Below are 21,189 nucleotides of genomic sequence, written 5' to 3' on the forward strand. Positions count from 1 at the left end.
CAAAGGAAAGGTTGTCGAAGACCATCAGATCGGGTATTGTGAATGGCGGATGAGCGGGGAGGGACAATGAGCGACGACAACACTTTCGTCATGATGGGCATTAAAACCCAGTGGGATGATGACACCATCACCGTCACTGAACTGGGATACCCACACCGAGCAACGTTTGACAATAATGGCAAGATTCTGTCTTCGACGTTCGGTGAGCAGGGCGTTTCCTTCCTGCACCATTGGTTCGCCCGGGTCAAGCCAACCATCGACGGTTTGCGCGCCATTGATCGTGAATACGCCGATGCCTGAGATATTCACCTTTGGCGGATATTCAATTTATTTCACTGCGCTCGACAGGGAACATGGCGTGCATGTTCATGTGGCGGGCGTACGGCTCACGACATGATTTGGCCCGTTTTGTGCTCGGGGCAGATGGAACGATCGAATTGGGGCATAACAATGGTCATATATCCGCTAGAGATATAAGGCGTCTTCAGTTCTTCCTGACTTCGAACTATGACGATATCGTCACGGCGTGGCGCATGTTCTTCGGCGATGATTTCCATTTTGACCGTTAACGTTTGGTATGACAGTGGCGGGAAATCCTGGAGAGGAATTCCCGCCACTGTCATATTGGCATGTTATCCAACATGCCGTGTTGATCAGGCAAGACCCGACAGACGGTTGATCAGGTCGGGATCGCGCGTGGCGCCCTTGTCCGCGGAGCGGGCGAAGGCCGCGTAGGCCTTGAGGGCCTGGGAGACCTTGCGGTCGCGATGGGCCACGTAGCCGTCGCCGGCCTCGAGCTCGGCGCGGCGCTGGGCCAGCTGCTCATCCGTCAGCTCCACGTTGACCGCGCGGTTCTCGATGTCGATGTTGATGATGTCGCCGTTCTTGATCAGGGCGATCGGGCCCTTGTTCGCGGCTTCGGGGGCGATGTGGCCGATGGCCAGACCGGAGGAACCACCGGAGTAGCGGCCGTCGGTCAGCATGGCGACCTGCTTGCCGATGCCCTTGCCCTTGACGAAGGAGGTCGGGTACAGCATCTCCTGCATGCCCGGGCCGCCCTTCGGACCCTCGTAGCGGATCACCAGCGCCATGCCGGGCTTGAGCGTGTCGTCCAGAATGACCTTGATGGCCTCCTCCTGGGACTCGACCACCAGCGCCGGGCCGCGGAACTTCCAGATCTCCTGCGGCACGCCGGCGGTCTTGACCACACAGCCGTCGGGAGCGAGGTTGCCGCGCAGCACGGCGAGGCCGCCCTCGTGGATCTCCGGGTGGTCGATGTCGTGGATCGCGCCGTTCACACGGTCGGTGTCCAGCGAATCGAACAGCGTGGTGTGCGTCCACGGTTCGGGGGAGATGATGTGGCCGGGGGCGGCCTTGTACATCTGCTTGGCCTCCTCGGTGCAGGTGGGGCGCATGATGTCGTAGGCGTCCAGCTTGGCCTCGAGGCTCGGGAAATCGATGGAGTGCACGTCGCGGTGCAGCTTGCCGGCGCGGTCCAGCTCGCCGAGGATGCCGGTGATGCCGCCGGCGCGATGCACGTCGGAGATCTCCCACTTGCCGGACGGGCTGGCCTTGCAGATGCACGGCACGGTGTGGCTGATGCGCTCGATGTCGTTGAGCGTGAAGTCCACGTCGGCGCTCTGGGCCATGGCTAGGATGTGCAGCACGGTGTTGGTGGAGCCGCCCATGGCCACGTCCATGGTCATGGCGTTCTCGAAGGCGTGCTTGGTGGCGATGGAGCGCGGCAGCACGGAATCGTCGCTGTCCTTGTAGTAGCGGTTGGCGATCTCCACGACCTGCTTCGCGGCGCGCTTGAACAGGTCCTTGCGGTAGGAGTGCGAGGCGAGGATCGTGCCGTTGCCCGGCAGGGCCAGGCCGATGGCCTCGGTCAGGCAGTTCATGGAGTTGGCGGTGAACATGCCGGCGCAGGAGCCGCAGGTGGGGCACACGGTCTTCTCGTAGTTGAGCAGGTCCTCCTCGGAGACGTTGTCGTCCGCGGAGGCATACATCACGGAGATGAGGTCCGTGTTCTTCTTCACCGTGCCATCCGCCAGCACCGTGGTGCCGGCCTCCATCGGGCCGCCGGACACGAACACGGTGGGGATGTTCAGGCGCAGGGCGGCCATGAGCATGCCGGGGACCACCTTGTCGCAGTTCGGAATGCAGATCAGGGCGTCGGCGCAGTGCGCGTTGACCTGATACTCCACGGTGTCCGCGATGATGTCGCGGGAGGGCAGGGAGTAGAGCATGCCGGTGTGGCCCATGGCGATGCCGTCGTCCACGGCCATGGTGTTGAACTCGCGGGGGATGCCGCCGGCCTCCTTGATGGCTTCGGAGACGATGCGGCCCACCTTGTTGAGGTGGACGTGGCCGGGAAGGAACTCATCGAAGGAATTGGCGATGGCGATGATGGGCTTCCTGCCCATATCGTCGCCGCTGACACCGGCGGCACGGTAGAGGGCTCGCGCGCCAGCGAAGACGCGGCCGGACATGAGTTTTGCAGATCGCATTTCAGTCATGCCTCCATTCAAGCCCTTGCAAGGGACAGCCGTTTTGTCAAGAGTCACAATGTGGAATTCATAAGAATGTTACTTTCTCCCGATCCTTGATCGCCTCCCAAGGTCCCCGCATACGTCTATACTTGAGCCGATTGTGACGAATCGTCCATGTCTGGAGATAACGAATATGGTTTTTGGCACCCAGCCCACCCCCACCGGTCTTGCGAACCCGCCCATCGACGACCTTATGAAGCACGCGGACTCCAAGTACGCGCTGGCCATCTTCGCGGCCAAGCGCGCCCGTCAGATCAACTCGTACTTCACCCAGCTCAACGAGGGTCTGCTGCAGAACGTCGGTCCGCTGGTCGAGTACCAGAACCAGGAGAAGCCGCTGTCCATCGCCTTCCGCGAGATCAACGACGGCCTGCTGGAGGAGACGCTCGGCGAGGACGATCTGACCGAAGGCAACTGATCGGACAAACTCGCGGATTCCGTCGCGACACGCTTGCCTATCTGTTGGGTCTCGACTAGAACAGGACAAGGTTGCGAACGTAGACGCATGAATAGGCTCGCGCCGGCCGGCTCACGGCTTGGCACGGGCCTTTTTTGTAACCGTCCGACGGCAAACCGCATAACAGAACAACCAACCGTATCATTGTGCCCCATGCATCGCGCGGGGCGATAAGTCCGAAAGAGGGATGATATGACAGTGCAGGAACGCAAGCTCATCAGCGCCGAATCCGTGACCGAGGGGCATCCGGATAAAGTCTGCGATCTGATTTCCGATTCCATTCTTGATGATCTGCTGGCCCAGGACCCGCAGTCGCACGTGGCCGTGGAGACCTCGGCCGCCACCGGCGTGTTCCTGGTGTTCGGCGAGGTCACCTCCACCGGCTACTGCGACGTGCAGTCCAAGGTGCGCGAGGTTCTCCACGAGATCGGCTACACCAGCTCCCAGGTGGGACTGGACGCCGACTCCTGCGGCGTGATGGTGGCTATCACCGGCCAGAGCGCGGAGATCAACCAAGGTGTCGCCCGACTCAACACCGAAGAGGAATCCAAGGCCACGCGCGAGCAGCGCTACGAGGCCCAGGGCGCCGGCGATCAGGGCGTCATGTTCGGCTACGCCACCGACGAGACCAAGGCGCTCATGCCGCTGCCCATCCATCTGGCCCACAAGCTGGCCTACCGCCTCGCCCAGGTGCGCAAGCAGGGCATCGTGCCGCATCTGCGCCCGGACGGCAAGACCCAGGTCACCATCGAATACGACGAGGACAACAAGCCGCTGCGCGTGGACACCGTCCTCATCTCCACCCAGCACGATCCCGAGGCCACGCACGACTGGCTGGCCGCCCAGCTCAGGGAGCATGTCATCGACCCGGTGCTGGACGAGGAGCTCGGCGACGCCGTCAAGCACGATGACTACCGCCAACTCGTCAACCCCACCGGATCGTTCATCCTTGGCGGGCCGGCGGCGGATGCGGGACTCACGGGCCGCAAGATCATCGTCGACACTTACGGCGGCGCGGCCCACCACGGCGGCGGCGCCTTCTCCGGAAAGGATCCGAGCAAGGTGGACCGTTCCGCCGCCTATGCGACCCGCTGGGTGGCCAAGAACATCGTGGCCGCCGGCCTTGCGCACAAGGTGGAGGTCCAGGTGGCCTACGCGATCGGCGTGGCCGATCCGGTGAGCGTCAACGTGGAGACCTTCGGCACCGAGGAGGGCGTGACCCGCGCCCAGATCGCCGCCGCCGTGCGCAAGGTGTTCGATCTGCGCCCCGCCGCGATCATCGACGAGCTGAATCTCAAGCGCCCGATCTACAAGAAGACCGCCGCCTATGGCCACTTCGGCCGTGACGACGCCGACTTCACGTGGGAGCGCACGGACAAGGTGGACGAGCTCAAGGCCGCCATCGCCGCGCTGTAGGCATCCCCATCGCGCGTTCCAGTCGTGCATCCGCAGGGTCCGGGAATCCTCTCCTGCAGGATTCCCGGACCCTGTCGCGCTACTATGGCCACTATGACCTCCCAGGATGCCGAACAGCTGGCGCTCGACGGGCTTGCCCCGCGCAAGCGCCGCCGTCGCGCGCCCGCGGAACGCCGTCCTGCGCCGCATGATCCGATCGCGCAGGTGGTGCTCGACGTGCAGGCCACGCATCTGGGGCGCACCTTCGACTATCTGATCGAGGACAAGGACGACGAGGCGGCGAAGCCCGGCGTCCAGGTCCGCGTGCGTTTCGGCGGCCAGCGGCTCAACGGCGTGATCTGGAACCGCGTGCCCATGGAATCGGCCACCGCTCCGCGATCATCCCTGCGCTTTCTGGAGCGGGTGCTCAGCCCAGTCGTGGTGGTGGGCGGCGAAATGCGGCGGGACATCGCGGACATCGCCGATTGGTACGGGGGCACCCGTGCGAACATCCTGCGCGTGGCCGTGCCGCCGCGCGTGGCCCGTGTGGAGAAGGAACAGGCGTTCGCCGGACGTTCCGACGGGTTCGTGGGGTCCGGCGCGAACCGTCTCATGGACCGTCTTGCGGCCATCGCCAGCGCCGAAGGCCGGCGTGTGGATGCCTCATACGATCAGGCCGCCGCATGGCGAAACGCGCTGGAAGGCCGCGGATTCGCCCAAGTGGTGGTGGACTGCCTGCCCGGTCCGCTGATCTGGGCCCGCGATCTGGCGTGGGCCGTCGCCGAGGCCATGGGCGCGGGCAAGGCGGCGGTGGCGGTGCTGCCGGATATGCGCCACGTCGAGGATGTGGCCGAAGTACTCTGCGCCATGGGATTGAGGCGATTCGCACCGTCGGATGCCCGGCATGGCGGCTGGCAGGGCGATTTCGTCACGCTGGGCGCCGCGCTGCCGCCCGATGAGCGCTACCGGGCGTATCTGGCCGTGTCCAGCGGGCAGGTGCGTTGCGTGCTCGGCACCCGCGCCGCCATGTACGCGCCGGTGACAGGTCCGGCCTTGTTCGCGATCGTGGACGATGTGGCCTACCAGAACGCGGACGGCTTCATGCCCTACGCGCAGGCACGCGGCGTGCTGCGTCTGCGGGCGCGCAACCATGGCGGCGTGTTCATGGCGATCGGCCATGCCCGCAGCCCCATCAGCGAGGCATCGGACGCGCTCAAGGTACATGCGCTGCCGGCCGTAACCAAGGATCGGTCGCCGTGGATACGCTGGCTCAACCGCGAGGCGCTGAATGCGATCCATGACACCACGGCAGGCACCCGCGTGCCGCACACCGCCGTGCGCGTGCTTTCCAAGGCGCTGGAGACAGGTCCCATCCTGCTGTCCATTCCCGCTGACGGCGTGAGCGAGACGCTGAGCTGCGCCAAATGCCACCGCCAGGCAAGGTGCCCCAAATGCACCGGGCCGCTTGAGGCCGTGCGCGGTTGGAACGCCGCCCGATGCCGCTGGTGCGGTGCCGCCGCCGTGCATTGGCTCTGCCCGGACTGCCGCTGCGACCGCATGCGCGTGGTGCGCGTGGGCGCCGCCGGGACCGCCGCCGAACTGCAGGGTCTGTTCCGCGGCGTGCCGATCATCGTGTCCTCCCCGAACCAGCCGCGCGGCGTGATCGAAGAAATCGCCGACCGGCCGGCGCTGGTCATCGCTACGCCCGGGGCCGAACCGCGCGTGCGGCCGGTGACGGGTGATGGGGAAGCGTCGGATGGTTCCGTTTCCATGAGGAGCGCGGATGATTCCCCGGCCGCGCGGCTGCAGGCCGGATACCAGGCCGTGGCGATTCTGGACGCCTGGACCAGCCTGTACGCGTTGGGTGTGGACGCCCTCACCGACACGCTGACCGCATGGATGCGCGCGGTGGCCCTGTGCCGACCGCGGACCGCCGGTGGGCAGGCGCTGCTGCTGGGCGAGACCGATCCGGTGCTCGCCGAGGCGCTGTGCGGGTGGAATGCGCCCGTGTTGGCCGCGCGCGAGGTGGCGGATCGGCGCGAGGCCGGATTGCCGCCCGCCGTGGCCGCCGCATGCGTGTGGGGCAGACGGGACGCCGTGATGTGGGCGCTTGGACAGGCGGGCGTGCTGCTGGACGGCGATTGGGGCATGGTCCGGGTGTCCGGCGGCGCCGTCGCCCCGAACGGTTCCGGGGATGATGGCGGTGCCGCCGATATGGACCAGCCGGCGGTTCTGGGCCCGGTGCCGATCCCGCAGCCTGCCACCATCAACGCCCGCGAGCTCGAGGAGACCGCCGACCGTGTCAAGGCCGTGGTGCGGGTCGCTCTCGATCGGCGCGCCGAGCTGGCCCTGCGCCTGCGGTCCGCGGTCGCCAAGCACGTGGCCACCCGCACGCCGGGGGAGCTGCGTTTCCAGCTCGATCCCAAGGATCTCATCTGACGCGTTCAATGGCGCCTTCAATGGCGCCTTCGATGGCGCGTTCGGCGTCCGCGCCCGCGCAATCGTCGTTGAGACGTGGTTCGATGGAACCGCAAGGCATTCGCAGGCCGGCAACGGCCAAGGAAAGGACCCACAAATGGCAAAGGGATGGCCCGGAGAGCCTCAGATGGAATCCGATGTGCTCGTGGCGGAGGGCAATGCGGCCGGCCCGGCCGGCAAGCCGATCCACGACGTGATCTTCGACTTCGGCAATGTGCTGGTCTACTGGGATCCGGCGAACACCATGGTGGGCCGTTATTCGCGCGAGAGCATCGAATGGTTCCTCGACGACGCGAACTCCGGCCTGTACGCGGCCTCCGATCTTATGGACGGGGGCGCCACCTGCAAGGAGGCGGAGGATTGGGTTCTGGCCAACCGCGGCGAGCGCGCGGCCGAGATGATCCGCTACTACAACGAGAACTTCGTGGATTCCCTGGGCGGCGCGGTGCCTGGTGCCCGCAAGCTCATCGAGGACCTCAAGGCCGCCGGCATCGGCGTGTGGGGCCTGTCCAACTGGTCCGCCGAGCTTTTCCCGATCGCTTGGGAGGGGTACCCGATCCTGCATACGTTGGACGGCAAGGTCGTCTCCGGGCCCATCGGTCTGCGCAAGCCGCACACGGACATCTACGAGTACGCCCTGAAGCAGTTCGGCATCGAGGCGTCCGGCGCGGTCTTCGTGGACGACAAGGCCATGAACATCGTAGGCGCCAACTCGGCCGGCATCCGCGGCATCAAGTTCACCGACCCGTACAAGCTGCGCGCGTTGCTCATCGACGCCGGAATCGACATTCCGGCCGTCAAGTAGCGGCTCCAATAGCGGCTTTTTGATCCGACGGCGACAGCCCGGCAGGCGATTGCGGGCCGGGTCTCCGGCGAGCCCCGCGTCCCGGCGCATGCGTTACAGTGGAGGAATGCTGAAACTACTGTTTGCCGGTTCCCCGGAAGTCGCCGTGCCGGCCCTGAAGACCCTGGCGGCGGACAAGGATCATTTCAACGTCGTCGCCGTGCTCACCCGTCCCGACGCGCCCACCGGACGCGGCCGCAGGCTTGTGGCCAATCCGGTCAAGCGCACGGCCCTCGAACTGGGCATTCCGGTCATCGAATCGGATCCCTCCGCGCCCGAATTCGTGGACGAGCTCAAAGCCACCGGCGCCGAGGCGGCCGCCGTGGTCGCCTACGGCAAGATCCTGAAGCAGGCGGTGCTCGACGCCCTGCCCCTCGGCTGGTACAACCTGCATTTCTCCCTGCTGCCCCAGTGGCGCGGCGCCGCCCCCGTGCAGCGCGCGATCTGGGCGGGGGACACCGTGACCGGCGCCACCGTGTTCCGCATCACCCGTCAGATGGACGCCGGCCCGATCCTCGCGCAGTCCACCGTGGAGATCGGCGCGCACGAGACGAGCGGCGAACTGCTCATGCGCCTGGCCGAGGACGGCTCCCATGTGCTCGCCGCCGCGCTCGAGGCCATGGCGGAGGGGCGCATCGCCCCGGTCGACCAGCAGCCCGGCGCCTTCGAGGTGGCCGCCAAGATCTCCGTGGAGGATGCGCACATCCGCTTCGACGTGCCCGTCTTCGCCGCCGACCGGCAGATCCGCGCCTGCACGCCGAACCCCGGCGCCTGGTGCGAGCTGTTCGCCGAGGAGGATGCCGATCCCGCCACGCTCCACGTGCTCGAGGCCCGTCCCGTCGTCCCGGCCGAACAGCCCCATGCGCCCGCGGATCTGAAGCCCGGCCAGCTGAAGGCCGGCAAGCGCAACGTGTGGGTGGGCACCGCCACCGATCCGCTCGAGCTGATCCAGGTCAAGGCGCAGGGCAAGAAGGCCATGCGCGCCGCCGACTGGGCCCGCGGCGCCCGTCTGTCCGAGACCGCTCGGCTGGGCTGATCCGGTCTGGTTTGTTTTGATGAAGGTATGTCATAAATGACGATGGGCGGTTGTACAATATCTTGTACAACCGCCCATCGTGGGTGTGCGGTGACGGAAAGGGGATGGATATGACGCAGTCGGTCGCATACAGCGCATTTCGCAACAATCTGAAGACCTGGATGAGGAAAGCCAATGAGGATGCCGACACCATTCTCGTCACCAACTCCGACCCGGCGGACAATGTCGTCGTTATGGGCGCCGCCGACTATGAGTCCCTCATGGAGACGCTGCGCATCTATGAGAATCAGCAGCTGCACGACAAAATCCTCCGGGGAATGCGGCAGGTTGCCGAAGATGGCACCCAGGTTCATCAGCTTGCCGAGGAATGATCCGCATGATCCTGTGTTGGACGGAGGACGCCTGGAACGATTACCTGTATTGGCAGTCCCGTGACAAACGCATACTCAAACGAATCAACCTGCTCATCATGGATACGCTGCGTCATCCTTTCGAGGGGATAGGCAAGCCCGAGCCATTGAAATGGAATCTTGCGGGGACGTGGTCCCGACGCATTGACGTGGCAAATCGACTCGTCTATATGGTGGCGGACGATCGGCTGTCCATCCTTTCCGTGCGAGACCACTATTGACGTTGCCCTACCGCAGGAAGTCCAGCACCTTCATCAGATCACGCTCGTCGATCGCCTCGGGTGCCGCGTCGCGGGTCCTCGGCTTGGCGCAGAAGGCGATGCCGAGGCCTGCGGCCTGGATCATGGGGATGTCGTTCGCGCCGTCGCCCACGGCCACGGTCTGCGACATCGGCACGCCGTCCTCGGCGGCCCAGCGGCGCAATGCGGCCAATTTCACATCCTTGGTCACGATCTCGCCCAGCACCTCGCCGGTGAGCGTGGCACCATCCGCATCGCCGGTCGTGCCCAGACGGTTCGCCAGCCGGTGGTCGATCCCGGCGTCGGCCACGAGCCGGTCCACCACCTCATGGAAGCCGCCGGAGACCACGCCCACCTTCCAGCCGTGCGCATGCAGCGCGTCGATCAGATCCAGCGCCCCATTGGTGAAGTGCAGACGATCGTACACCTCGTCGAACACCGAAACGGGCAACCCCCTCAGCAATGCCACGCGGGCGCGCAACGCCTCGCGGAAATCCAGCTCGCCGCGCATCGCGCGCTCGGTCACACCGGCGATCTCCTCGCCGCATCCGGCGGCCACCCCCAGTTCGTCGATGACCTCCTCGTCGATCAGCGTGGAGTCCACGTCCATCACCAGCAGCCCCGGACGGGACAGCGTCGGACGATCCTGCAGGGACCGGGATGGTGCTTCGTCGGCGTTCACCGAGGGCGTGGAATGTTCAGGGATTTGCAAAGTTTCGTCGGACATGCCCCGATTGTCGGAAAACCTTGGGACAATGGGCCGATGCATGAAGTTTGTACCACAGGAACCGGTCTCATCGCCACCATCACCGATTGGCTCGTCTGGCTCATGGAGCAGGTGGGCGGCGTGGGCGTGGGTCTGGCCATCGCCCTCGAATCCATCTTCCCACCCATTCCCAGCGAGGTCATCCTGCCGCTGGCCGGGTTCACCGCCTCGCGTGGGCTGTTCTCCCTCGTCTCGGCCATCATCTGGGCCACGGCGGGTTCCGTGGCCGGCGCATGGGCGCTCTACGGCATCGCCCGATGGGTGGGCCTGCACCGCATCCAGCGGGCGGCGGACGTGATCCCCGGCGTGAGCCGGCACGACATCGCCAAGGCGGACGGCTGGTTCACCAAGTACGGCACATGGTCGGTGCTCATCGGCCGCGTCATCCCCGTCGTCCGCTCGCTCATCTCCATCCCCGCCGGCCTCAACGCCATGAACTTCTGGCGATTCACCGGCTGGACCATGCTCGGTTCGGCCGTGTGGAACACCATCCTCATTTCGGTGGGCTTCGGCCTCGGCTCGCAGTGGTGCTCCATCCAGGGCGCGCTCGGCGTGTTCGAGGATGTGGTGATCGCCGTCGTCATCGTGGTCATCGCCGTGTGGGCCGTGCGCAAAGTGCGTACTGTGGTAAGCGAACGCAGGAACGGACCGAAGGGAGCATGACGCCCATGACCGAGGTAGAGAAGCTCGCCGACCAGCTCGACCGGCTGCAGGCCAAGAACCACGCGCTCGCGCAGGCGCTGAACCGCGCCAGCCAGGAGCTCGGCAAGGCCAAGTCGCAGCTCGTCCAGCTCGCGCAGCCGCCCAAGACCTTCGCCACCATGGTCAAGGTCGATCAGGTCATGGTGGACGACGACGGCGTGCAGCACGCCAGCGCGGAGGTCGTCAACGGCCCCCGGCGCATGGTCGTGCCAGTCGCCCCCACCGTCAATGCGGCGCGTCTGGCATGCGGCCAGACCGTGTTGCTCAACGAGAACCTGGTGCTGGTCGAACAGCGCGAAACCCCGGTCACCGGTCTTGTACGGGTGGTGGAGGATCCGCTGGACGCCGCCCGTCTGCTCGTGCGCGACCAGTCCGGTTCGCTGTCCGTGGTCCGCCGTTCGTCCGCCCTGACGACCGCCCCGGTCAAGCGCGGCGATCGTGTGCTCACGGACGCCAACAACCTTATCGCCCTGGAGGCCCTGCCCCCGGAGGACGACGGCGATCTGGTGCTCGAGGAGACGCCGGACGTCACCTTCGAGGACATCGGAGGACTCGAGGGGCAGATCGGGCGCATCCGCGACGCCGTGCAGCTGCCGTTCCGCCATCGCGAGCTCTTCCGCCGCTACGACCTGCGCCCGCCGAAGGGCGTGCTGCTGTATGGTCCGCCCGGCAACGGCAAGACCATGATCGCCAAGGCCGTGGCGCACAGCCTGTCCGACGCCACGCCCGGCGTGAACGGCGTGTTCCTGTCCGTCAAGGGCCCCGAGCTGCTCAACAAGTATGTGGGCGAGTCGGAACGCCTGATCCGCCTGATCTTCGCGCGCGCCCGCGAACGCGCCGCCGGCGGTCGGCCGGTCATCGTGTTCATCGACGAGATGGATTCGCTGCTGCGCACCCGCGGCTCCGGCGTGTCCTCCGACGTGGAAACCACGATCGTCCCGCAGTTCCTGTCCGAGCTGGATGGCGTGGAAAGCCTGGACAATGTGATCGTGATTGGCGCCTCCAACCGCGTGGACATGATCGACCCGGCCGTGCTGCGTCCCGGGCGACTGGACGTGAAGATCCGCATCGACCGGCCGGGAGCCGAACAGGCCGCCTCGATCCTGAGGCACTACGTGACCGACGACCTGCCGCTCGCCCCCGGACTGGACGTGGACGCGCTTGTGGGGAACGTGGTCCGCGACGCCTATGCGCGCGACGATTCGAGGCATGTGTGCGACGTGCGCCGGCGCAACGGGGACTGGGACGGCATCTACTTCGCGGACGTGATCTCCGGCGCCACGCTGAAGAACATCGTGGACCGCGCCAAGACCCGCGCGGTCAAGGCGTCCATCGAAACCGGCTCCGAGGTGGCGCTCAATGCCACGATCTTCGGGCGCGCGGTGGACGAGGAGTTCCGCGAGACCGCGGACGCGATCGCCAACACCGATCCCGCCCAGTGGTCCCGCATCACCGGGTTGGAGAACGGGCAGGTCGCCGAGATCAGGTCGGTGGTCGCATGAGCGTCAGGCGCATCATGGGCACGGAGACCGAATACTCGGTCTCCCTGGCCGCACCCGGCCACTACAACCCCGTCCAGCTGTCCTTCGATGTGGTGGACGGCGCCTCCACGCCCGAAACCCGCCACATCCGCTGGGACTACCGCCAGGAGGACCCGGTCAACGACATGCGCGGGCATCGTCTGGAACGCGCCGCGGCCCGGCCGGACATGCTCACCGACGCCCCGCAGCTTAACATCACCAACGTGATCGCCGCGAACGGCGCCCGCATCTACGTGGACCACGCGCATCCGGAGTATTCCGCGCCGGAGACGCGCGATCCGTTCGACGCGGTGGCCTGGGACCACGCCGGCGACCGGATCATGCAGGTCGCCGCCGAACGCGCCTCCGTCGCCGCCGGACGGCCCATCGCGCTGCACCGCAACAACGTGGACGGCAAGGGCGCCTGCTGGGGCACCCACGAAAACTATCTCATGGAGCGATCGGTGCCCTTCGACGATGTGATCGCCCTGATGACGCCGCATTTCGTCTCCCGCCAGATCTACGCCGGCTCCGGCCGCGTGGGGCTGGGGGAGCGCAGCGAGGGCGTGGGATACCAACTCAGCCAGCGCGCCGATTACGTGCACGCCAAGGTGGGGCTGCAGACCACGTTCGACCGGCCCATCATCAACACGCGCGACGAGCCGCACGCCAGCTCCGATCGATACCGGCGGCTGCACGTGATCGTGGGAGACGCCAACCGCATGGAGGTCCCGCAGGTCCTCAAGCTCGGCGTCACCAGCATGCTGCTGTGGCTGCTCGAGCATGCGGACGAGGCCGGATACGATCTGAAGTCCCTCGAAAACGATCTGGCGCTCGCCGATCCCGTCGCCGCCATGCACGCGGTCTCGCACGATCTGACGCTCTGCGCGCCCCTGACACTCGCCAACGGCGGAACCACCACCGCATGGCTGATGCAGGTCCGCCTGCGCGCCGCCGTCTACGAGGCGACCGCCGTGGTCCACGGTACCGACACGCGCGGCGAACCCGCGTGGCCCGACCGCTCCACCGCCTCCGTCATGGCGATGTGGGGCCAGGCGCTCGCCGACGTGGCCGCGATCCGGCACGCGAACGATGACGGGCGGCTTGGCATGAAGGCCGAGGCATCCCGCGTCGAATGGCTGGCCAAGTGGCAGCTGTTGGAACGCTTGCGCCGCAAGATCGGCGGCGATTGGGACGATGCGCGCCTGAGGGCGTTCGACCTCGGCTGGGCGGCCTTGGATCCGCGCACGTCGATTTACGCGAAGGTGGAGCCGCGTACCGAGCGCGCGCTGGACCCGGGCGCGGTGGACCATGCCGTGGCCGAGGCTCCGGCCGATACGCGCGCCTGGCTGCGTGCCAACCTGATCCGTCGGTTCCCGGACGAGGTGGCGGCCGCGTCATGGACCCACGTGAGCGTGCGCGGCGAGATGACGGGCAGCGAGCCGGGATCGAACCTGTTCGACTTTGCGATGGGCGATCCCGCCCGTTACGGCGAGGCCGAATGCGCGGACAAACTGCGCCACGCCGATTCGGCTGCCGGATTCTTCGCCTCGATGTGCTAAGGTCGCCCGGTTGCCGGCGGCAAGGCCATGCGGCGTAGTCCCCATGGCGGTGCTCAACGGCAGCAGGTATCATCGACATCAGGTAACTACGTACGCGACGCCCGAATGCATATGGACACCGGTGGGCAATCCGGCATACGGCCCAGGGCGCGTGGAATGGCAATGACGAGGAGCAGACACATGGAATGCCGTGAATTGGCGCTGAAGGCGGCCGACGTCGCCATGGAGGCGGGCAAGCACGCCCTTCAGGAACAGATGAATCCGCACGATCTCAAGATGATGTCCCGGCCCACCAGCAAGCGCGAGCAGTTCACCTCCGACGTGGACGACCTGCTCATCCGCTTTGTGCGCAACCGCCTCATCCACGTGGACCCCTACGACGGGTTCTGGGAGGAGGAGTCCGGCAACCTCAAGCCGGGCGGCCGCTATTGGTGCGTTGGGCACATCGACGGCGTCATCAACTACATGCGCAACATGAGCGAATGGACCGTGACCATCTCGCTGTTCGAAGTGGATGAGAACGGCGAGGGCAAGCCGATCCTCGGCGTGGTCCACGCACCGGCCCTGGGCGTCACCTATGTGGCCGCCCGCGGCAACGGCGCGATCCGCATCCGCAAAACCCCTATCGGAGACAAGCGCGAGAAGGCCGTGCCCTCCATCACCCCCACGCTGGACGGCGCGGTGGTGAGCTTCGGCATGTCGTACTTCGCCAAGGAGGCCGAGCGGGCGTTGCGCACGGTGACCGCCCTGTCCGCCGGCAAGCCCGCGGACATCAAGCGCGTGGGTCCCGCCTCGCTGGACCTGTGCAAGGTGGCGGACGGCACGTACGACGCCTACTTCGAGCCGATGCTCCACTCGTGGGACATTCCCGCTGTCGCCGCCGGCGCGGTGGTGGTCTGGGAGGCCCAGGGCCAGCTCAGCCAGTGGAACGGAGAGGACATCCACTGGAACCGTGGCAACGATGTGCTGGCCACCAACGGTCTGATCACCAAGGACATCCAGCAGTATCTGGTGTGAAAAAGGAGAATATGCATGCCACAGCAGCATGAGCAGCGTTCGGCGGAGCAGCAGGCCGCCGAACAGGGCAACGAGAACGCGCGCGTCCAGTCCAACGTGGATGCTCAGGTGGACGATCTGGACGCCCTGCTCGACGACATCGAGTCCACGCTGGAGACCAACGCCGAGGAGTACGTCAACCGCTTCGTGCAAAAAGGCGGCGAGTGATGCCCCAGCTGCGCGTCGAGCGCACGGGGGATCAGGCGGATCGGCAGGCGCATTCCGCCGGCCCGCACGACCATGATTTCTCGCGCATCTTCGGCATCGAGACCGAATACGGCGTGAGCGTCACCGGCACGGACAAGCCCTGCGACGCCGGTCAGGTGGCCATGATGATGTTCCAGCCGGTCATCTCGAGGGCCCGCTCCACCAACACGTATCTGGCCAACGGATCGCGTCTGTATCTGGACGTGGGCTCGCACCCCGAATACGCCACGGCCGAGTCGCGCACGCCCATGGGCGCGCTCGCCCAGGATGCGGCGGGGGAACGCGTGATGGCCAAGCTGGCCCTTGAGGCGCAGGAACGCTTGCGCGAAAGCCACGGGCCGGATGCTGCCGTGCATGTGTTCAAGAACAACGTGGACTCCTCCGGACACACGTTCGGATGCCACGAGAACTATCTGGTGCGCCGCGCGGTCTCGCTCAAAACCATCGAGCGCGAACTCATCCCGTTCCTGGTCACCCGGCCCCTGTTCACCGGTGCCGGACGCCAGACCCCGGACGGTTTCGAGATCACGCAGCGCGCCGATTTTCTGGACGATGCGGTCTCCAGCGCCACCACGCGCTCCAGACCCATGGTCAACACGCGCGACGAACCGCACGCCGATCCGGACAAATTCCGCCGCCTGCACGTGATCGTGGGCGATTCCAATCGCTCCCAGGTGGCCACGTGGATGAAACTCGCCACCACGCATCTGGTGCTCTGCGTCATCGAGGAGCACCAGCGGACCGGTGGCATCTCGCCGTTCGCATGCTGCGCGCTCGCCGATCCCGGCGAGGCCATCCGCGCGGTGAGCCGTGACGTGACGGGGCGGGCGAGACTGCGTCTGGCCGACGATGTGCCGGTGGAGCACGAGCGCACCGCACTGGACATCCAGCGCGCGTACCTCAACGCCGCCCAGCGGTTCGTCGCCGCGCATGCGCAGGGCATGGACGCGATCCTGCCCGACGCGGCGCAGGTGCTCGAACTGTGGGAGCATGCGCTGGAGGCCATCGCCGCGGGAAACTGGGAGGAGCTGTCCGACTGGGTCGATTGGGCCGCCAAGCTGCGCCTGTTCAACGCGATGCGCCGCCGCCACCCGGATCTGGATCCCGCCCGTCTGGCCCAGATGGATCTGGAATACCATGATGTGGCCAATGGCAGGTTGTTCGATTCGCTGGCCGCGCACCACGCCATGCGCTCCCTGCTGTCCCCGGATGCGGTTCGCACGGCCATGCATGAACCGCCAGTGGACACGCGTGCCGCCCTGCGTGGCGCCTTCGTGGCCAAGGCCCTGTCCACCGGCGCGCAGTGGTCCTGCGATTGGACGCATGTGACGGTCATGCTGCCGGAGCGCGCCGACTGCGAGCTGCTGGACCCGTTCAGCCCCGAACCCACCGACGCCTGGCGCAGGGCGATGGATCTGCTGGGGTAGGGGCGGGCAAAGCACCGTCGCAGGGCGGTCCATCCTCTAATGGGCAAAGATATGCGAAAGGGGTTCCCGACGTTGTTGTCGGGAACCCCTTTCACTCGTTTCCAAGAAGGAATCAAAGGCTCACTCGGTGACGGCCTTCTTCAGCAGGGAGCCGGCGGTGATGCGCACGCCGTAGGAAGCCGGGATCTTGATGGTTTCGCCGGTGCGCGGGTTGCGGCCCGTGCGGGCGGCGCGCTTGACGCGCTCGGCGGAGAACAGACCGGTCAGCTTCAGGCCCTCGCCGGACTGCAGAGCCTCGACGAACACGTCCTGGAAAGCGTTGACGGCGGCCTCAGCCTGAGCCTTGGTGAGGTTCGACTTCTGAGCGATCTTGGAGACGAGATCAGACTTGTTGTATGCCATTGTGAAGCATTCCTTCTGTCGGGGGCTTCCATCTTAGGCTGGAAACCCATCGGTCAATCATTGATAATAGCGCAAACCCCTTGAAAACACTGCATTTTCAAGGGATTTTTGCGTTTTTTGGGGTCCGAATGGCCATCAATCGGACCCCAATGGGACCTTGGGCCACCCTGACGGCGATCTCGGCGGCGGTCAGACCAGGTTCCTCTTGGACAGCCACTGCATCGCCAGCGCGCCCAGCGGGATGCGCAGCCAGTAGGTGGCCAGACGGTAGACGAGCGTTGCGCTCAGCGCCACCGCGGAGGGCACGCCCGTGGCGGCGAAACCGGCCATGAGCGCGGCCTCCACGGCGCCCAAGCCGCCCGGCGTGGGCACGGCGGAGCCAAGCGTGTTGGCCAGCAGGAACACGAAGCATGTCTCGAAGACGTTCGATTCCCAGCCGAAGGCCATGAGCGCGGCCCAGAACGCCAGACCGAAGCACATGCACTGCACGGTCGATGCGATGAGTCCCACCACCAGCTGCTTGGGACGGGTCAGCAGATCGAGCAGCTGACGTGCGTACGCGGCCGCCAGCGGGACCAGCCTGTCCTTGACCAGTCGTCGCACCTGCGGGATGGCCATGGCGCAGCCCAGCGCGATCGTCACCGCCGCGATCACGATGACCAGCGTGTTCGTGGGCACCATGCCGGAGAACGTGCTGCGTCCGGTGAACAGGGCGATGCCCACAATCAGCAGGAACGTGACGATGACCTGCAGCGCGGCCACGGCGGTCATGATCGCCGTGGCGAGCGGACCCTTGTAACCCAGACGCCGCAGATACTGCAGATTGACGAACGCGGGGCCCATGCCCGCCGGCATGGACACGGACACGAAGCTCGAGGCGGCCTGCGACATGAAGATGCCCACGGGATCGCGCCTCTCCCGGTCGATGAACACGCCCAGCGTCACGCCGGAGGCCACCCAGGTGAAGCATCCGAACGCGAAGCTCAGCGCGGCCATCCACAGGTTCGCGCCGCGCACGGCCTGAATGACCTGCTCCATGTTGAGTTGCGTGACGATCACCATGAGTGCGACCACCAGCAGCGCGGTGGCGATGACCGACTTGATCGAGAAGCGGCTCAGCGTCACCTGCGGCAGGGAATCCGCCACATCCTCCGGGGCGAGCGCTCGAAGCCCGTCGCGCAGATCGTCAAGCGTCCGCTTGCTCCAGTCCGGCAGGCTTCGCGTCGCCCTGGGCACGGCCACCGGCTGGACGAACGGCACCAGATCGACCAGTGCGCCGTCATCCCATACGCGCCGGGCCGCGGCGATCGTGCGGTCCGCGCCCGCCAGCGCGGCGAACAGCGCAAGGGCCTGCACCCGGTCGATCGACACGTTCGCCGGGGTGCTGGCCGAATCCCCGGTCTGCCATCCGGCGATCACCGGCTCGCCCTCGCCCGTGAGCGCAAGGCATGCGGGCGTGATGTTGCGGTGGGTGACGCCCCGGCGGTTGGCCGCGTCCAGATAGCGCAGATATCCCTCCATCAGCGCGTCGTCCAATCCGTTCGACTTGTCTGGCGCGCCGGTGAGGGCATTGAGCGGCTTGAGCGTGGGGGAGACCTCGAGCACCAGCATCGCCGATTCGGCCTGTTCCGCCACCGCATAGGGACGCATGGCGGGCAGGCCGATGCGGTCCAATGCCAACAGCATCGCCTGATGGTGCTGGACGGCTTCACGCACGGTCCGGTCGGAACGCACGGAGACGGCGGCGAGTTTGATCCACTGCCACGTCTGCGCCAGATAGCCCGAGGTGTGCGCCTGCGCATCCAGAACGGAAACCATGTAGTTCTTGCCGGATTCGTCCCTCACATCGTAGATGCGCGATGACTCGACCAGATCGTCGGCGAGCGAGGTGGCCAGCGCGTTCGGATCCCCGCTTTCATCCCCGCGCCGGGCAAGCGTGCGGACGTGAATCCCCACGGAGCCTAACGCCTCCACGATCGCGGAACCCCATGCGCCCTTGTTCTGCGTGCCTGCGGCAAGCCGGATGCACAGTCCCGCCGTCCGTCCGATCGCGAAGGACAGCAGCACGCCGCTCAGCGAATTCGTGGACATGACCACGAGCACCACCGCCACGCCGCAGATGATGTTCCATCCCCAGCGGACCGTCGAGCGCAGCCGGTGCGGGCCCGCCGCGGTGAGGAACGCGGCCATGCCGGCGTACACGTCCGGTAGCAGGAACCCGCCGTCGGACGTGACGGACCACAGGCCGTTGACGAGCGATTGCGGGCCTACGGCGACAATGGCCCGCGAGGCCAATCCCACCACCGCGTATCCGGCCACCAGCGCGACCATGGAGCTGACCGCCTGACGCCATTCGCGCGCCATCGCGATTTGGATGAGCACGCTGAAAACCACCAGGAACGTGGCCAGCTGCGAAATCATGAGCGTGGGCAGATCACCCAGCCAGGAGACCCACGCGCTGGCCGAATGCACGTCCCGCTCCACGCCGGAGGCAAGGCCGCGCAGGAACACGGCGATCAGCATGACGGCCACGCTCGCGAGGACGGAACCCGCAAGACGCACCAAATCGCCGAAATCCCGGACGCGCCGCGGGGGCGTGTCCGAGATCATCACGGAATCGTCGGCACCGGCCATACGAAACGCCTATGGACGCCGTGTCGGCTCAGCGGGCGAAATCGACCAGCTTGGACGCGACGCCGGTGTAGGAGGCCGGCGTGAAGGCCTTGAGACGGTCGGCGGTTTCGGGATCGAAGGCCTGCTGGTCGATGAAGCGCTCCACATCGGCCTGACCGATCTCATGGCCGCGCATGAGCTCCTTGACCTTTTCGTACGGCTTGTCCATGCCGGGCAGACCCCTGAGCTCGCAGGCGCGCATGGCGGTCTGGATGGGCTCGCCCAGCACCTCCCAGTTCGTGTCCAGCTCGTGCTGGATGACGTGCTGGTTCGGGTGGATGGAGCCCAGTCCGCCGAGCAGGTTGTGCAGGGCGAGCAGGCTGTATCCCAGCGCGGAGCCGATGTTGCGCTGCGTGGTGGAGTCGGTCAGATCGCGCTGCCAGCGGGACTCGACCAGCGTGGCGGACAGGGTGTCCAGCAGCGAGCAGCTGATCTCGAAGTTCGCCTCGGCGTTCTCGAAGCGAATGGGGTTGACCTTGTGCGGCATGGTGGACGATCCGGTGGCGCCCTTGACCGGCACCTGCGCGAACACGCCGCGGGAGATGTACATCCACACGTCCACGCACAGGTTGTGCATGATGCGGTTGGCGTGGGAGACGGTGGAGTAGAGCTCGGCCTGCCAATCGTGGCTCTCGATCTGCGTGGTCAGCGGGTTCCACGTCAGGCCCATGCGGTTCTGGACGAACTCGCGGGACACGGCGATCCAGTCCACGTCCGGGCAGGCGGCCAGATGCGCGCCGAACGTGCCGGTGGCGCCGTTGATCTTGCCCAGATACTCCTGACCCTTGATGTGCTTCAGCTGGCGGTTCAGGCGGTAGACGTAGACCGCGAGCTCCTTGCCCAGCGTAGTGGGGGTGGCCGGCTGGCCGTGCGTCAGGCTCAGCAGCGGCATGTCGCGGTACTCCTCGGCCTTGCCGGCGAGGTGGTCCACGATCGCCTCGAACGCCGGGGTCCAGACCTGCTCCATGGCGTTCTTCACGCAGCGGGCGATGGACAGGTTGTTGATGTCCTCGGAGGTGCAGGCGAAATGGACCAGCGTCTTGATGCGGTCGTTGAGCTGCGTATCCGCGCCGAGCCTGGCGGCGGCGAGGTCGATCTGATCGTCGATGTAGTACTCCACGGCCTTCACGTCGTGGTGGGTCACCGCCTCATGGGCGGCGTGGCGGGCGATGCCCTCGGCGCCGAAGTTCTCCGGGATGGCGCGCAGGAACGCGATCTCCGCTTCGGAGAAGGGCTTGACGCCCTCGACGACCGGCTGGTTGCCGTTGCCCTCGAAGCCGTTGGCCAGAAGGATCATCCATTCGACCTCGACGCGCATGCGCTCGCGGTTGAGCGCCGGCTCGCTCAGGTATTCGACGAGCGGGGCGGTGGCCGAGTGGTAGCGGCCGTCGAGCGGGGTCAGTGCGATTGCGGGGGTGATGTCGGTAAGATTCATGCAAACCAGAGTACTTCGTGCCGTGAAC

20 protein-coding genes and 1 riboswitch are annotated in these 21,189 nt (G+C 66.2%); of the genes, 14 read left to right on the forward strand and 6 right to left on the reverse strand.

What is annotated here, in order from left to right; translation table 11 throughout:
• The first annotated feature begins 66 nt into the window (after positions 1-66).
• On the forward strand, positions 67-300 hold the full coding sequence (locus tag EMO90_RS02565) for a hypothetical protein (RefSeq protein WP_150353278.1): 234 nt from the start codon (positions 67-69) through the stop codon (positions 298-300).
• 86 nt (positions 301-386) lie between these two features.
• Here EMO90_RS02565 and EMO90_RS02570 read toward each other — a convergent pair whose 3' ends face one another.
• Positions 387-623, reverse strand: coding sequence for a hypothetical protein (locus EMO90_RS02570; RefSeq protein WP_150353277.1), 237 nt, complete (start codon positions 621-623; stop codon positions 387-389).
• A gap of 30 nt (positions 624-653) precedes the next feature.
• Positions 654-2,519 (reverse strand): dihydroxy-acid dehydratase, encoded by a 1,866-nt coding sequence (gene ilvD / locus EMO90_RS02575; protein ID WP_150353276.1) that lies wholly within the window; start codon positions 2,517-2,519, stop codon positions 654-656.
• A 166-nt stretch (positions 2,520-2,685) separates the two neighbouring features.
• On the opposite strand from ilvD, the gene rpoZ reads away from it, so the two are divergent.
• The 7 genes from rpoZ to EMO90_RS02610 all read left to right on the forward strand — a co-directional run bounded on the left by rpoZ (position 2,686) and on the right by EMO90_RS02610 (position 9,393).
• A complete protein-coding gene (gene rpoZ / locus EMO90_RS02580) occupies positions 2,686-2,970 on the forward strand; it encodes a DNA-directed RNA polymerase subunit omega (RefSeq protein WP_150353275.1) in 285 nt (94 codons plus the stop codon).
• A 176-nt stretch (positions 2,971-3,146) separates the two neighbouring features.
• Positions 3,147-3,206: riboswitch (SAM riboswitch) on the forward strand.
• A 1-nt stretch (position 3,207) separates the two neighbouring features.
• Positions 3,208-4,425: a methionine adenosyltransferase gene (gene metK / locus EMO90_RS02585; protein ID WP_317908947.1), complete on the forward strand. Its 1,218-nt coding sequence runs from the start codon at positions 3,208-3,210 to the stop codon at positions 4,423-4,425.
• Positions 4,426-4,518: 93 nt separating this feature from the next.
• A complete protein-coding gene (locus EMO90_RS02590; protein WP_150353273.1) occupies positions 4,519-6,843 on the forward strand; it encodes a primosomal protein N' family DNA-binding protein in 2,325 nt (774 codons plus the stop codon).
• 136 nt (positions 6,844-6,979) lie between these two features.
• Positions 6,980-7,687, forward strand: a complete 708-nt coding sequence (locus tag EMO90_RS02595) for an HAD family hydrolase (protein WP_150353272.1) — start codon at positions 6,980-6,982, stop codon at positions 7,685-7,687.
• A gap of 106 nt (positions 7,688-7,793) precedes the next feature.
• On the forward strand, positions 7,794-8,762 hold the full coding sequence (gene fmt, locus EMO90_RS02600) for a methionyl-tRNA formyltransferase (protein WP_150353271.1): 969 nt from the start codon (positions 7,794-7,796) through the stop codon (positions 8,760-8,762).
• 110 nt (positions 8,763-8,872) lie between these two features.
• Positions 8,873-9,133 carry a type II toxin-antitoxin system Phd/YefM family antitoxin gene (locus EMO90_RS02605; RefSeq protein WP_150353270.1) on the forward strand — a complete coding sequence of 87 codons (261 nt, stop codon included), beginning with the start codon at positions 8,873-8,875 and terminating at the stop codon, positions 9,131-9,133.
• Between the two features lie 5 nt (positions 9,134-9,138).
• Positions 9,139-9,393: a Txe/YoeB family addiction module toxin gene (locus EMO90_RS02610; protein WP_190971924.1), complete on the forward strand. Its 255-nt coding sequence runs from the start codon at positions 9,139-9,141 to the stop codon at positions 9,391-9,393.
• Between the two features lie 7 nt (positions 9,394-9,400).
• Here EMO90_RS02610 and serB read toward each other — a convergent pair whose 3' ends face one another.
• On the reverse strand, positions 9,401-10,021 hold the full coding sequence (gene serB, locus EMO90_RS02615; RefSeq protein WP_263390663.1) for a phosphoserine phosphatase SerB: 621 nt from the start codon (positions 10,019-10,021) through the stop codon (positions 9,401-9,403).
• A gap of 153 nt (positions 10,022-10,174) precedes the next feature.
• On the opposite strand from serB, the gene EMO90_RS02620 reads away from it, so the two are divergent.
• The 6 genes from EMO90_RS02620 (at position 10,175) to pafA (ending at position 16,651) form a co-directional block, all read left to right on the forward strand.
• Complete coding sequence (locus tag EMO90_RS02620; RefSeq protein ID WP_150353267.1) at positions 10,175-10,840, forward strand: DedA family protein; 666 nt, start codon at positions 10,175-10,177, stop codon at positions 10,838-10,840.
• A 5-nt stretch (positions 10,841-10,845) separates the two neighbouring features.
• Positions 10,846-12,381 (forward strand): proteasome ATPase, encoded by a 1,536-nt coding sequence (arc, locus tag EMO90_RS02625; protein WP_150353266.1) that lies wholly within the window; start codon positions 10,846-10,848, stop codon positions 12,379-12,381.
• Complete coding sequence (dop, locus tag EMO90_RS02630; protein ID WP_150353265.1) at positions 12,378-13,961, forward strand: depupylase/deamidase Dop; 1,584 nt, start codon at positions 12,378-12,380, stop codon at positions 13,959-13,961. Before arc ends, dop begins: the two co-directional genes overlap by 4 nt.
• Positions 13,962-14,141: 180 nt before the next feature.
• Positions 14,142-14,978: an inositol monophosphatase family protein gene (locus EMO90_RS02635; RefSeq protein WP_150353264.1), complete on the forward strand. Its 837-nt coding sequence runs from the start codon at positions 14,142-14,144 to the stop codon at positions 14,976-14,978.
• A 15-nt stretch (positions 14,979-14,993) separates the two neighbouring features.
• The gene (locus EMO90_RS02640; RefSeq protein WP_150353263.1) at positions 14,994-15,185 is read left to right on the forward strand and encodes a ubiquitin-like protein Pup; all 192 of its coding nucleotides are present in this window, start codon (positions 14,994-14,996) and stop codon (positions 15,183-15,185) included.
• On the forward strand, positions 15,185-16,651 hold the full coding sequence (gene pafA, locus EMO90_RS02645) for a Pup--protein ligase (protein WP_150353262.1): 1,467 nt from the start codon (positions 15,185-15,187) through the stop codon (positions 16,649-16,651). Before EMO90_RS02640 ends, pafA begins: the two co-directional genes overlap by 1 nt.
• Before the next feature lie 120 nt (positions 16,652-16,771).
• Here pafA and EMO90_RS02650 read toward each other — a convergent pair whose 3' ends face one another.
• The 3 genes from EMO90_RS02650 to purB all read right to left on the reverse strand — a co-directional run bounded on the left by EMO90_RS02650 (position 16,772) and on the right by purB (position 21,161).
• Positions 16,772-17,053, reverse strand: a complete 282-nt coding sequence (locus tag EMO90_RS02650) for an HU family DNA-binding protein (protein WP_150353261.1) — start codon at positions 17,051-17,053, stop codon at positions 16,772-16,774.
• A gap of 189 nt (positions 17,054-17,242) precedes the next feature.
• Positions 17,243-19,687: a lysylphosphatidylglycerol synthase transmembrane domain-containing protein gene (locus tag EMO90_RS02655; RefSeq protein ID WP_150353260.1), complete on the reverse strand. Its 2,445-nt coding sequence runs from the start codon at positions 19,685-19,687 to the stop codon at positions 17,243-17,245.
• A gap of 28 nt (positions 19,688-19,715) precedes the next feature.
• Positions 19,716-21,161 (reverse strand): adenylosuccinate lyase, encoded by a 1,446-nt coding sequence (gene purB, locus EMO90_RS02660; RefSeq protein ID WP_150353259.1) that lies wholly within the window; start codon positions 21,159-21,161, stop codon positions 19,716-19,718.
• Positions 21,162-21,189: the final 28 nt, after the last annotated feature.

Origin of the sequence: Bifidobacterium vespertilionis (assembly GCF_008698145.1) — a bacterium.
Classification (GTDB): Bacteria; Actinomycetota; Actinomycetes; order Actinomycetales; family Bifidobacteriaceae; genus Bifidobacterium; species Bifidobacterium vespertilionis.